This window comes from Chloroflexota bacterium (genome assembly GCA_016197225.1).
Taxonomy (GTDB): domain Bacteria; phylum Chloroflexota; class Anaerolineae; order Anaerolineales; family VGOW01; genus VGOW01.
On sequence record JACPWC010000031.1, the window covers coordinates 130,317 to 143,737 of the forward strand.

At 58.2% G+C, this 13,421-nt stretch carries 12 protein-coding genes; 3 read left to right on the forward strand and 9 right to left on the reverse strand.

Annotated elements, in window-relative coordinates:
• The first annotated feature begins 303 nt into the window (after positions 1-303).
• The 3 genes from HYZ49_06090 (at position 304) to HYZ49_06100 (ending at position 3,512) form a co-directional block, all read left to right on the forward strand.
• Positions 304-711: a hypothetical protein gene (locus tag HYZ49_06090; GenBank protein MBI3241849.1), complete on the forward strand. Its 408-nt coding sequence runs from the start codon at positions 304-306 to the stop codon at positions 709-711.
• 7 nt (positions 712-718) lie between these two features.
• Complete coding sequence (locus HYZ49_06095) at positions 719-2,524, forward strand: SUMF1/EgtB/PvdO family nonheme iron enzyme (GenBank protein ID MBI3241850.1); 1,806 nt, start codon at positions 719-721, stop codon at positions 2,522-2,524.
• A 403-nt stretch (positions 2,525-2,927) separates the two neighbouring features.
• Positions 2,928-3,512: a class I SAM-dependent methyltransferase gene (locus tag HYZ49_06100; protein MBI3241851.1), complete on the forward strand. Its 585-nt coding sequence runs from the start codon at positions 2,928-2,930 to the stop codon at positions 3,510-3,512.
• A 156-nt stretch (positions 3,513-3,668) separates the two neighbouring features.
• Here HYZ49_06100 and HYZ49_06105 read toward each other — a convergent pair whose 3' ends face one another.
• The 9 genes from HYZ49_06105 to HYZ49_06145 form a co-directional block, all read right to left on the reverse strand.
• On the reverse strand, positions 3,669-3,893 hold the full coding sequence (locus tag HYZ49_06105; GenBank protein MBI3241852.1) for a DUF2892 domain-containing protein: 225 nt from the start codon (positions 3,891-3,893) through the stop codon (positions 3,669-3,671).
• A 216-nt stretch (positions 3,894-4,109) separates the two neighbouring features.
• A complete protein-coding gene (locus HYZ49_06110; protein ID MBI3241853.1) occupies positions 4,110-4,367 on the reverse strand; it encodes a zf-HC2 domain-containing protein in 258 nt (85 codons plus the stop codon).
• Between the two features lie 4 nt (positions 4,368-4,371).
• Positions 4,372-4,977: a sigma-70 family RNA polymerase sigma factor gene (locus tag HYZ49_06115; GenBank protein MBI3241854.1), complete on the reverse strand. Its 606-nt coding sequence runs from the start codon at positions 4,975-4,977 to the stop codon at positions 4,372-4,374.
• Between the two features lie 53 nt (positions 4,978-5,030).
• Positions 5,031-6,320 carry a citrate synthase gene (locus tag HYZ49_06120; protein ID MBI3241855.1) on the reverse strand — a complete coding sequence of 430 codons (1,290 nt, stop codon included), beginning with the start codon at positions 6,318-6,320 and terminating at the stop codon, positions 5,031-5,033.
• Between the two features lie 255 nt (positions 6,321-6,575).
• On the reverse strand, positions 6,576-7,895 hold the full coding sequence (locus HYZ49_06125; GenBank protein MBI3241856.1) for a guanylate cyclase: 1,320 nt from the start codon (positions 7,893-7,895) through the stop codon (positions 6,576-6,578).
• A 248-nt stretch (positions 7,896-8,143) separates the two neighbouring features.
• Entirely contained in the window at positions 8,144-10,033 is a 1,890-nt protein-coding gene (locus HYZ49_06130) for a hypothetical protein (GenBank protein ID MBI3241857.1), read from the reverse strand.
• Positions 10,034-10,275: 242 nt separating this feature from the next.
• Entirely contained in the window at positions 10,276-10,893 is a 618-nt protein-coding gene (locus HYZ49_06135) for a hypothetical protein (protein MBI3241858.1), read from the reverse strand.
• Between the two features lie 17 nt (positions 10,894-10,910).
• A complete protein-coding gene (locus HYZ49_06140) occupies positions 10,911-12,893 on the reverse strand; it encodes a DUF3842 family protein (GenBank protein ID MBI3241859.1) in 1,983 nt (660 codons plus the stop codon).
• Positions 12,894-12,910: 17 nt separating this feature from the next.
• Positions 12,911-13,408 (reverse strand): hypothetical protein, encoded by a 498-nt coding sequence (locus tag HYZ49_06145; protein MBI3241860.1) that lies wholly within the window; start codon positions 13,406-13,408, stop codon positions 12,911-12,913.
• Between the last annotated feature and the right edge of the window lie 13 nt (positions 13,409-13,421).

A 13,421-nucleotide genomic window follows, 5' to 3' on the forward strand; every position in this document is an offset into this window, starting at 1 on the left:
TTGGTGTGCACGCAAAAGTTGATGCTGTTGGCGAAATCACGAGGAGCAAGGCATCCCCGGATGCTGGGCGGGCCGCACCTGGGGGTGCTGGCTCCTCAAGGCAATTCGCCAACAGTATCAAAAGTTGTCGAGGAGTTCGCATCCCCGGATGCGAACTTAGGCCGCATCTGCGCGCAAGCGTGCGGCCTTCTCAGCCGGAATTGGCTGACATATTTTGCGTGCGCACATCCGTTGAATTCGTCGAATCCGTTGTTCTAATGCAAGGTAAAATTCAGCATCACCCACATTCAAAGGAACCCGGCCATGCCTGACGAATCCGCCGAACTGATAGTGCGCCTCAATTTGGAAGATAAAGACGATGAGCAACTCGACCGCCTGACGCGCCAGTTCCGCAACGAAGTGCGCGAACTGGATATTGAGTCGGCGGAATTCATCTCGGCTGGGCCAACGTCGGAAAGCACAAAAGGCATAGACCCGATTGTGTTGGGCGCTGTCGCGGTGACAGTTGGCCCAACCGTGTTGACCAAGTTCCTTGAATTCCTACATGCCTGGTCAATGCGCCACCAAAGCCAAACGGTCGAGGTCGAAATCCAGAATGAAGAAGGGGCGGCAGTGAAAGTGAAAGTTCCGGTTACAATGTCGAAGGTTGAAGCCAAAGAGTGGATCGAAATGGTGAGCCAGAGTTTGCCAAAGAAGAAAGGCAAGAAGTAAGGCCCGGATGCCCCGCAAGTTCGCCCTGATCATCGGCAACAGCCAATACGACGACGCGAATCTGTCGCAACTCACTGCGCCCGCCGCCGACGTGCGCGCGCTGGATGAACTCTTGCGCGCCCCGGAGATTGGCGGCTTTGACGCAGTGCAAACGCTGGCCAACCGCCCGTTTGCCGAAGTGCATCCGGCCATCGCCGATTTCTTCGCCGACAAGAAGCCGGATGATTTGCTGTTGCTGTATTTTTCCGGCCACGGCCTGCTCGACCCTCAGGGCCGTTTGTATCTGGCGGTGAAGAACAGCCGGAATGATCGCTTGAGCGGCTCGGCCATTCCCTCTCTCTTTCTCAAAGACGAAATGGACAACAGCCGGGCGAAGCGGCAGGTGTTGATTTTGGACTGTTGCCAGAGCGGCGCGTTTGGGCAAGGCGCAAAAGGCGCGCCCGGCGTGCAAGCGATTACGGACGCCACCTTTGAAGGGCGGGGGCGGGTGGTGCTCACCGCCACCGACAAGACCCAGCCGGCCTGGGAGGGCAACCGGATCATTGGCGGCGTGGAAACTTCGATCTTCACCCATTTCATCGTCGAAGGGTTGAAAACCGGCGCGGCGGCGGACGAAGGCGGGCGAATCACGCCGACCCGGTTGTACGACTACGTCTTCCCAAAAGTTGTGGAGGTAGTGCCGACTCAAAAGCCGCGCCTGATTGTTTATGACCGAGAAGGGGGTGATATTGTGATTGCCCGCAGTCCGCGCGCGCCAAAATCTGCCCAACTGCCGCCTGAACTGCAACAGGCGGTTGACAGCGGTTTCGCCGGAATTCGAGCGGGCGCGGTTGAAGAATTGGGCCGATTGTTGAAAGGCAGTGACCCGGCGCTGGCGCAAGCGGCGCGGCAAGCCCTCGAACAAATGTTGAATGACGACAGCCGCCAGGTGACCAAAGCTGTAGCTCAGGCTTTGGGCAAAGCCAGCGCCTCAGCCTCTCCTGCTTACAGCCCGAAAGAGAAGGCGACGGTTGCGCCGCCCTCGCCCAAATCTTCGCCTGACCTTCTCACCCTCGAACGCCCCTTCCCCCTCGAACTCATCCGCATTCCGGCGGGGGAGTTTTTGATGGGGAGTGATTCAACAAAGGACCCAGACGCGCAACCAGACGAACAACCACAACATCGTGTATATATCTCTGAGTTTTACATTGGCAAGTATCCGGTGACAAACGCTCAGTACGCTGTTTTTGTCAGGGTATCAAAGTGTCGCCCGCCAGAACACTGGGAAAAAGGCGTTATTCCTTCCGGCATGGAAAATCATCCAGTCGTTGAGGTCTCATGGAACGATGCCGTTGCCTTTTGCGAGTGGTTGAGCAAAGAAACTGGCACGCCGTTTCGCTTGCCTACTGAGGCCGAGTGGGAGAAGGCGGCGCGAGGCGCGGATGGGCGAATTTATCCGTGGGGCAATGAGTGGGATCAAGCGAGGCTGAACAGCAGTGAAGGCGGGCCGGGAACGACGACGCCAGTCGGCGCATATTCGCCGCAGGGTGACAGCCCTTATAGCGTGGTTGACATGAGCGGCAATGTTTGTGAATGGACGAATAGTTTGTGGGGAAGGAATTTGGAGGAGCCCGATTACAAGTACCCTTACAACCCGAAAGATGGACGCGAAAATTTGAAAGCGCCGGAGGATATTTGGCGGGTGCTGCGTGGCGGGTCGTGGGACTTCGATCGTTGGGATTGCCTCGCCGCGGTTCGGGGCTGTGGCATCCCGGTGGTCTCCCTCTACAATATTGGCTTTCGCCTGGCGCTTTCTCCCGTTTCGCGCACTTGAATTTCTGGGTTTCTGAATCCTGATTTCTGATCGGCTGACATTTTGAAACGCTGGCGGAACTGCGAGACCCCATTGAAAACCCGCGCGTCCCTCTCCGCTTCGCTACGGGGTGCTTCGCAAGCGCGGGCGGAATTTTTTGGGGGGAGGGGGTGAAACCTGTCAACGAATGCACTTCGCGAACGAATAAACGAATGTTGTTTGCAAGGCCAATTTGTTATCAGGGGTCGGAACTTGCCCTGTCTTTCAGCCGATGCTTCGCAAAACGGAAAAGCCGATGCGAGCATGCTCATCCGCTTCTCCGTTTGAACATCCGTTGAAAATAGACCTATCCTCAAAACCATTTTAGCATAACTGCTCTCGTTCAATCTCCAATTCTCTAATTCTCTAATCTCCAACTACCTTCATGCTCTCCACTCCTCTCTCTTCTCTCCTCTGGCTTGCCGTCATTCTCTCCCTCATCGCCTTCTTCTCCACCCTCCTCCCCTTCTTCACCGGCGCGCATTGGGTGCCCACGCCGGCCAGCACCGTGCGGCGGATGCTCAGGTTGGCGAACGTTCAGCCGGGCGAGACGGTTTACGATTTGGGGTCGGGCGACGGGCGGGTGCTGATCATCGCCGCGCGCGAGTTCGGGGCGCGGGCGGTGGGCGTGGAAATTGACCCGCTCAAGTATCTGTGGACGCGGGCGATGATTGCTTTGCTTGGGCTGGGCGACCGGGTGACGGTTCGTCGCGCCAACTTCTTCGACGTGGCGCTGGGTGAAGCCGACGTGATCACCCTCTACCTTTTGCCAAAGGCCAACGCCCGCCTTCTGCCCAAGTTCGAGCGCGAGTTGAGGCCGGGGGCGCGGGTGGCGGCTCATGCTTTCTTTTTGCCGGAGTGGCCGGTGATGGCCGAAGAGAAAAACGTGCGGGTGTACCGCCTGCCAACTTTCGACAATTCACCACGAAGACACCAAGACTCAAAGGTACACCAAGTTTCTTCTTCGTGATCCTTCGTGTCATCGTGCCTTCGTGGTGAGAAGAGGATGTTTTGCCGCAGTCCGCCCGGCTTCATTGGACTTTATTCAAACTAAGCCAGCGCGCGGCCTTCGACAGGCTCAGGCCGCGCTGAACCTGCTGAAGGCCGCTATGTCCGATAGAGGCTATTATTTCGTACCGGTCAAATGCTTCTTCAAGGTGCGGAATTTGAAGACGAAGTACAGCGGGCAGAAGCCGACGAGGCCGGTGATGAGCGGAACCAGGCCAACCACACCCACGACGGTTCCCCACACGCCGGGCACGATTCCGGTGAAGCCGACGATCATCATGGCGATGCCGAGCATCACTCTCACGATCCGATCCCAACTGGCAGTATTGAGTAAGTTTTGCATGACGTAAGTCCTCCGTTTGTCTTTTGAAGTTTCGGGCGACTCTGCCCGTTCACTTCGTTAGATGTAGGGAGGCTGGAAAGGTGACAAACGCCTGTGGCGGCAACGAACACGATTGCCAAACATTTGGGGGGACGCAGATAAACGCTGATGAGACGCTGATTTTCGCTGATCTTGTTGCTGGTCTGCTGTAGGCACTGGAAATAAAACCTCCCGAGGTTATAAACCTTCGGGAGGTTTTAGGTACTCGCTCAAGTCGAGCGACTTGTAGAGCCGCTCGCGGGCCTGAGCAGGCAGGCCGGAGTTGGGCAGGCCGTGATAGAGCAACAGCATCTTGCGGGTGGTGTCCACCACCGCCCGGCAGTTCTCGCAGGTCGCCAGGTGATCTTCGATCTCGGCCCGCAGTTCGGGCGGCACTTCGCCGTCGAGGTAAGCCGAGAGGCCGTCAATCAGTTTCTCGCAAGTTTCGGTCAGCATCCGATCAACCTTCCACGCTATGCTCGCGCGCCAGTTCGACGAAGTAAGCCGAAAGCCGTTCTCTCAGCCACAGCCGGGCGCGATGCAGGCGAGTCTTCACCACCTCCAGTGACACATCCAACGCCTGGGCCGTTTCTTCCGTCGAAAGCCCTTCCAGTTCGCGCATCACAAACACGGCCTTGAGTTTCTCCGGCAGTTCGCCAATGGCCCGGTCAAGCTGGGTGCGAGTCTCTTTGCTGTCGAAGTCCGGCTCCGGCAGGCAACACCAGTCGAACAACTGGCGGGGCATCTCAGCGCCGTCGTCGTCCAGCATCGGCTCATCCACCGAAACTGTGGGCCGTTGCTTTCGCACGCGCATCAGAGCCGCATTGTAGACGATGCGATAGAGCCAGGTGTTCAGGCCGGAGCGGCCATCGAATGAGGCGATGGCTTTGAAGGCGCTGAGGAAGGTTTCCTGCAAAGCGTCTTCGGCTTCAGCCTCGTCGCCCAGCACGCGCAGGGCCACGCGATAGAGGCCGGGCGAGTGAATCTCAATGCACTCGGCGCAGGCCGATTTGTCGCCGGCGCGAATGCGGGCCAGCAAGGCGCGATCAGAGTCCGGGTCAGTCATCAGGTTAGATGCAGTAGGGGCGATTCATGAATCACCCCTACAACCGCAATATATTACGCCCGTTTTTCCATCGCCACGTAATCGCGCGTGTCGTGGCCGAGGTAAATCTGGCGCGGGCGGGCAATCTTCTGGTCGGGGTCGTTGAGCAGTTCCACCCACTGCGTCAGCCAGCCCACCGTGCGCGGAATGGCGAACAGCACCGGGAAGAACGACACCGGAAAGCCCAGAGCCTGATAGATGATGCCCGAATAGAAATCCACATTTGGATAGAGCTTGCGTGAGATGAAGTAATCATCCTGCAGAGCAATGCTTTCCAACTCCAGGGCGATTTCGAGCATGGGGTTGACGCCGGTGACTTTGAAGACCTCGTCGGCGGTGCGCTTGATAATCTTGGCTCGCGGGTCATAGTTCTTGTACACCCGGTGGCCGAAGCCCATGAGTCGGCCATCCCCTTTCTTCACCTTCTCTACGAAGGCCGGGATGTTTTTGACGTGGCCGATCTCGGTCAGCATCTTGAGCACTTCTTCGTTCGCGCCGCCGTGAAGCGGGCCGTAGAGCGCCGCCGCCGCCCCGGCCATGGCCGAGTATGGATCCACCAGCGACGAGCCGATGGCCCGCATGGCGTTGGTGCCGCAGTTCTGCTCGTGGTCGGCGTGGAGGATGAAGAGCACGTCCAGGGCGCGCTCCTTCACCGGGTCGGGCTGATATTTCGCCTGCGCCATCTTATCCAACATGCTCAGGAAGTTGCCAGGGTACGACAGGTCGTTGTCCGGGTAAACGTAGGGCAGGCCCCGGCCATGCCGGTAGGAGAAGGCGGCAATCGTCGGCACTTTGCCGATCAGACGATAGACCTGCTTCAGCCGCGTGTCGGGGTCACGCACCCGGTTCGCCTCAGGGTAGAACGTGGAGAGGGCGGCGACGGTGCTGATGAACATGCCCATCGGGTGGGCGTCGTAGCGGAACGTTTCCATCAGGTGCTTGAGGTTCTCGTGCAGGAAGGTGTGGTGGGTGATCTGGTACGTCCACTCGTCGAGTTGGGCTTTGCTGGGTAGTTCGCCGTGATAGATGAGGTAAGCCGTTTCGAGATAGGTGCTCTTCTCGGCCAATTGCTCGATGGGATAGCCGCGATAGCGCAGGATGCCTTTGTCGCCGTCGAGGTAGGTGATGGCGCTCTTGGTGCTGGCGGTGTTCATGAAGGCCGGGTCGTAGGCCATGAGGCCGAAGTCGTCGGCCCCGGTTTTGATCTGGCGCAAGTCCATTGCTTTGATGGCGCCGTTGGTGATCGGGAGATCGTAGGTCTTGCCGGTTCGGTTGTCGGTGATGGTTAGCGTGTCGGCGGGCATAATGGGTTCCTCCGGTGGATAGATATGGTGAAATGGCAGGCAACGGCGAAACCCTCTCGCTTCGCCGCCAGAGGGGTCTCGCCCGTGATGGGGGGATTATAGAGAACGTAGGGCTGATCAGTCCAGTGACAATAATCACACGGCAACCGGCTCGCTTGTCACCGTGCTGATCTCAAATTGCGGCGGATGCTCGAAGTGTTTCTTGACGGCGCACTGCTCGGCGGAGCGGATGACGGGCGCACGGCCAACTTTACCTCAGTTCTCAGTTCCGCCATCAGGCTCAGGGCAAACCAGAAACAGGCTGGCACTACCCACGCCGATCTCGCTCGGCGAATCGTGCTTCATTTCTATTACATGCCACACCTCCATGTCGCCCTTGCCCTTCACGCTCAGCAGGCCGCGTGGCTCGCAGACGAAGTCGTCTTTGATGAGATCATACGTGTTGCGGGTGATCTGGATCACGCCGACGGCGGCCTGGGTCTCCATCCGGCTGGCCGTGTTCACGGCATCGCCCCATAGATCGTAGATGAACTTCTTGCGCCCGATCACGCCGGCCACGACCGGCCCAGAGTTGAGGCCGATGCGCAAGGAGAGACTGTGGCCGTTGAACTCGCGGCCGGTCACGTAGTCGCGCATGTCCAGCGCCGCGCAAGCCAGCAATCGCGCATGATCCGGCTGAGGGCGCGGCACCCCGGCGGCGGCCATGTAGCAATCGCCGATCGTTTTGATTTTCTCCAGATGGTATTTCTCCACCAGAGAATCAAAGTGAGAGAAGATTTCGTCGAGCAGTTCGACAATCGCCACCGGCGTCATTTTAGCCGACATGGGCGTAAAGCCGACCACGTCGGCAAATAACACGCTGGCCCCGCTGAACTGCTCGGCGATGATGTGATTCTCGCTTTTCAGAATGGCAGCGATCTCCCGGGGCAGGATGTTGAGCAGGAGATTTTCGGCTTTCTCCTGCTCGTCGCGCAAAAGCTGGAAGGCCAGGTTGCGCTGGCTGACAAAATAGTAAATCATCGCCAGCACCAGGGCCGAAGCGCCGCCGACATTCAAAGCGAAGAGAGTCATCACCAGCGCCGGCGGCAAGTGAATGACCGGGGATAAGAAGGGCTGGAGAACGCCGACGAGGAAGACCAGGAGGAGATAGACGGCTGACCAGCGCAGAAATTTTTCCAATGGCTCGCCAAAGAGGGCGGTTCCCAACGGCGCGATCAGCGCCCAGACGATGAAGATGCTGGAATTGGCGAAGCCGCCCAGGCTGATCGTCAGCACAAACGGCACGATCAGCGCCAGCAGGCGTTGGGAGATGCGAAGCACGTAATAGCTGATGCGCCGCCGGCTGTAGAGGAATAGGCTAACGAGCATGGCGGCGGCGTGGGCGAAAAGGGTGAGCGCGGCTGGCAATTCTCCAAAAACCAGGTAGAGGCTGGCCCAGAGGACGAGCAGAATCATCCCGGCCAATATCATGTAGACCAACAACACCTTCCGCGTCCGGAGATCGTCACTATCTTTCGGATCAGCGCCGACACCGGCGATGAATCCGAAAACGTTGCGCGGAAAGTTTTGGGCCATCTTCCCTCCCGTCTATAACTCCTCACCAATCCTGCGCCTAGTATATCCCCGAAACACCGGCGAAGGAACTGCCATAAAACTCCCGGCGCTTCAAGTTTGCCCGAGAAATCCTCACCCATTCATTACTTCGCCAGCAGGACAGCAACAATCTGATCCCAAGCCCCGCCCAGCGCCGAGGCGAACGCCCATGTCGCCAGAATTCGAGGGGAGACCGTCTCTTTGCATTTCAGCCGCGCCGTGATGTCTAATCACGGAGCGCGTAACTCAAAATTGTCGAATTCGAAGACAGCTTCGTCGTCAGTATGATTGAGTTCTATGGCTATGCCGGTTCTTCCGTTGCTAAAAGTGCTGTCATCCGCCTCGCCCACGCGCTCGTCGTTAATGAAGAACACGAAATGCGAGCCTTCCCCTCTGACCGCTAACCAGTTCACCTCGCCGGGCCGAATGGCCGGGGTTGACGTCGGGACAATCAAATACTCCCCAAGCCTGGTCGAAAGACGAACAAAAAATTCGCCGTCGTTATTGATCCCAAAGTAGTAAAAATCGCTGTCATTTTCGCGAAAGAGGAGGCCATAAGTGGCGTCATCCGGCCCGCTGACTATTTGGATCTCGGCGCTCAGATAGAAGTCGGACACCGGTTTCGTATAAAGCGACTCTGGCTCATCCCACCAGAGGATAGCGCCCGACTTGGATTTGGCCTGCCACCGATATTTACCGTCTGTAATAAGCTGGTTTACTGTAAAGTACTCATCGTCAAGACCCTCTATTCTCCAATTGTTCTCATTCGAATCAAAGGCATCAGACAGGATCACCGTCCACTGCGAATCGTCGGTTGTTGTGGCCTCGGCAGGCGCGGTGGTCGTCGGCGTCGCGATAGCCGGAGCTCGCAGTTCAAAGTTGTCGAATTCAACATCAGCCAACGCATTACCGCCCTCCAAGTTAATATAAACGCCAACAAAACCGCGTTGCAAAGTATCATCGTCCAACTCTGCAACCAACTGGTCGTTGATATAGAACATCAAATGCGATCCAATTGCCACAACCGAAAGGCGGTTTGCTTCACCAGATTGAACGGCTGAGGTTTCGGTCGGTTTGATTAGTATATTGTTGGATTGATTGTAGATAATCGCTTCGACTGTGAACAGACCCTGATCGTTGAGGCTAAAGTCGTAATAGCCAATATCACCGTATCGGAATACCAAGCCATAGGTCGCATCTTTTATCTCGCCGGTGACGTTCGCTTCAACCGAAGCATAGAAGTCGGAGACCTCTGGACTCCCATTCGCCCAAACCGGCCAGCCGACGCCGAGCGATCCGGGGTCTGAGTGTACACTCCAAAAATATTTGCCATCGCGTACGTCGAAGGTATTTGGTTCCGTTCCACTGAGGTCTGCAAAGTCCAGCCACTCATTATCGTTCGTATCAAACGAATCGAAGAGGACGAGCGGCCACTGGGCCTGGGGCAAATCAGTGTCATGAATCGGTGGAGGCTCAGTGGCTCTCGCCTCAGTTACGATGATATCGCACGGAGGGAAGGCCGTGAGTCCGGGACCGTAGAGGTCGAGATTGCCATCGTTGTCTAAATCTTTGCCATCTGTAATTTGCCGGCTGAGAGTTACGCTTAGGATGGTTTGATGCGTCCCGGCGGCAAAGGTTCTTGGGGGCAGACTCCAACTTGCGGAGAAGCCATTCGATTGGCTGGAGAGGACCGGCGCCACGGAAGAGACATCAATATTCTCTCCGTCAATCTGGACGGAGAACGAAGCGGCGTCAATGTAGTCTTGGCGATAGGCCTCGGTGGCGGCGCCCCATCCCCATTTCAAAACAACGGGCTGGTCAACTCCGGCAGACTCGGGACTGTCGCCAAATAGCCCACAGTAGACAGTGATTTCAACGTCGGGCTTTTGGGACGCTGTTGCTTGAGTTGAGGTTGGGACAATCTGCACGGCGGGCGCAGGTGTAGCGGATAGCAGCGCAACGAAAGCCGGCCTCAGGAAATAAAACGCAAGCGCCATTGTGGCGGCGAAGGCAACGCAGAGCACTACGCCGAGGCAGGAGAGCGATGCCAGCATATAGCGGCGATTTTCGGGGACCTTAGGCTCATCGGATACAGTGAGCGAGAGCGGATCGTGATCCATGGGAAAGTTCCTTTCTGGCGACAAGCCCTTGACTCAAGGCACGCGCACTTCAAAATTGTCGGATCGCCTGACGATGCTCGGCGAGATGGTTGAAACCGTCGGCCAACAATGACCACTATTGACCGGCGAACATGACTGCCGCAATCTGATTCCATGCTCCGCCTAGCGCCGCGCCAATTGGAACGATGACCAGCGCCGAGGCAAACGCCCAGCCCGCCAGAACGCGGGGGGAGACCGTCTATTCAGCGTTCATGATGATCCCGCTTTCCGGTAAACAGCTTGAGCAAGCTCTCGAGCAACTTGTACCAGCGAACGAGCCGGGCCAACACTGCCAACACGATGAGGCCAATGACAAGATGTGTAGTTGTGACCGGGCTGTCGGGGTGGGTGATCACCCAAATGGTTCCATACAAGGCCGCCGCCAGGGCCAAGATCACGATCGCCAGAGTGATGAGAAATCGTGTGGGCTGGTTCAGCGAAAATTTGACTTCTTCTATTGTCGCTTCAGGCGCGGCAGAGGCGTCAACTGAAGAGGATGTGGCTGACCCCTGGCTGTTGCCGCCCTCTCTTTTCTGCCCTTGAATTCTGTTGAGCAATCCGCCCAGGCCGATGCTATAGCCGATCAGGGCAATCGCCAATATTGGGAACCAGATGTGGATTGGCGATGAGGAGATCAACTCCATCACAAACAAACCGGCGAACAAGAGGCCTAACAGCAAAGCCAACAGCCTCCATAAAGGCGTGGCTGAGGTTGTCGATTCGGTGAACAACGCGCCATGAGTCTTTAGGCGGCGCTCCAACATCCAAACGATGCCTGCAAGCACGGCGAGAACGGCAATGGCGAATACTATTTCGAGCATGATGACTTCCTTGTGGCCTAAAAGCCCCTAAAGAAGAAGAAATACAGCACCGGGATGGCCAGCAGGATCAACAGGAAGAAGACGCCGACGATGATGCCGATAATCGCCCCGGCCCCCAGCGGGCGGGCAGGCTTGACTTCTTCGCCTTCCACAATTTGTTTGACGGCCCGCACCGTCTGCCGGACGATAGTTTCGGCATTCCACCGATCCACACCCGCCCACTCCCAGCCATTGGCTCGCACTGGAACCAGCAGTTTGCGGGCCGGGCTGGCGACGACGGCGGCGGCCACTTCAGCAGTGACGGCTTCCCCGACGACGACGATGTTCCATGGCCCCACGATCAATCCTGCTTCGGCTAATTGGCTGCCGATTGCAGATGGCTGATTGCTGATGGTCGAGTCTATGCCCATCGCCGTGGCCGCTGTCGGAGTCAGGCCAATTGGATCGAGGGTGAGGCTGGGCAATTCGCGCCGCAGTCCGTCGAGTGCCGCGCGCCCGAAGTTGCCCTCGCCCACGTCCACCACCGCCACGCGCATGGCCGCCAGCCGTTGAGTCTGCTCACGTTTGCCCGCCTGCCCGTCGCCGCGCAGGGCAAAGCCATGATAGAGCCAGACTCCAATAGCGATCAGGCTGTAAGCGATGGCTTGCCCCAGATCGCTGATCAGGTTGCCGCCGCCGCGCTCGCCGAGAACCAGGCTCAACAGCCGGAACACGATGTACACCGCGCCGGAGAGCACGGTCATGGTGGCGACGAAGAGATAGAAGTACAGATAGAGCTTGCGGACGACTGAGCGGCGCTCGTCGGCACCCGACGGGCCGGCCGCCACTGCTCCCACCTGCGCCTGCCGCCACGGCCACAGCCACACCGGCAGGCCGGCAATGAGGGCGGCGGTGAACCACGACAATTGTTCTTTGAGGTCCGGGCCAAAGCGTATGCCGCTGACCGAGCGGATGAAGACGCTGACATCGCCGCTCAACCCGACGAGAAATGCGGCCAGACCAACCGCCGCCACCAGGTAAAGATACAGCCGCCGCACTCCGGCCTGGCGCGGCGCTTCGCCGGCTAGAGCCGCGTCGCCCCGCAGGGCGAAGGCATGATAGGCCCACAACAGGGCCATGCCGATGATGATCGGCAACGGCCCGCGAATGTCGCCCAGCGACGGCAGGCCGAGCAGGCGGCGGAACAAACCGGCGAGGATGAAGGTGGCGTTGGTAATCGAGGTCAGGGCGGCGATAAAGACAGTCAGATACAGATACAACTTTCGTAACGCCGACTCACGCTCTTCCTCGCTGGGGCTTGTGAACAGTTGTTGCGCCCAGCGCCAGAAGAACAGCCACAGCGGCAGGCCCACTGCCAGCCGCGCCACCTCGCCGGTCAGGCTGAAGATGTCGGGGCCGCCGAACGTCGAGCCGCCAAACTGGAACATGATCCAGCGCAGGAGATTGATGACGGCCAGCGTCACCGCCCACACGCCGGCGGCGCTGAACCCCAGGATGTACAGCCGGCGCACGGTGGCCGGGTTCCCGGTTTCAGGCGCGGCTTTGGCGTCCCCCGCCGTCACCCACTGGTGATAAAACCACAACAGCGCCAGGACGGCGATTGCCGCCAGATTGCGGATGATGAACTCGGTCGGAGAAAATTGGAAGAAACCGAAATCAGTCCGCCGCCCGCCGAAGGCCAGCCCTAAAAGCGTGGCGATCAGGTCGAAGGCGTTGACGGTAATGGGGCCGAGGAAAAGGGCCAGCGTGCCGTAGAGATACAGGCGGCGCAGGGCCGACTCGCGCTCGTCCATATCTCGCCCGGCGAGACTCTGCGCCCACAGCCAGTGAACGAGGAAGATAGGCAGGCCGATGACGACCACGGCGATCTGAAAAGCGAGGGCTACCACCGAGCCGCCGCTGGTGAGCAAGTCCTGCAACAGGGTAATGACCGCCCACGTCACCGATTGCAGGCTGATGGCGCAAACAAGAAAGATATACCAACGACGAACGGTAACCATGATGACCTCCTGCCTATTTATTGACACCCATCCTTGTCGTCCCAGCACCAGGCCCAGTACGAATCGGATGAGACGATTTTCCATTCGCCGCTCCCGGCCACTTGAACCAGGGTGACGTCAAAGGTGTTGCTGTACTCGCCGCTGTTGAAAAGGCCGCCTTCGTAGAAAGTCGTTTCTCGCACGGTGACGACGGCCCGGTCGCCGGTGACGCGGGTTGACTCAACTTCAAGTGTGGTCGAGTCTTCCAGGCGAAAAGTCCAACTGTAATCGTGGACATCTTCGCTGAAGGCCTCGGCAGAGGCCGGGTAGCCTTTGATGGTGGGCGAGAGATAGCCGTAGGCGCGTTCGTAGTCGGCCTGTTCCAGGGCAAAGAGATAATTGTGGGCCACGCCCTCCGGCGCGTCTTCCGGCTGATAGGCGGGCTTGGGCCGCAGGAAGGCGACGGCAAAGGCGGCGGCCACCAGCAAGATGACACCGCCCACGATGCCGATGAGGAATTTATCGGTGCTTTTCATGTGTTACCTCTGT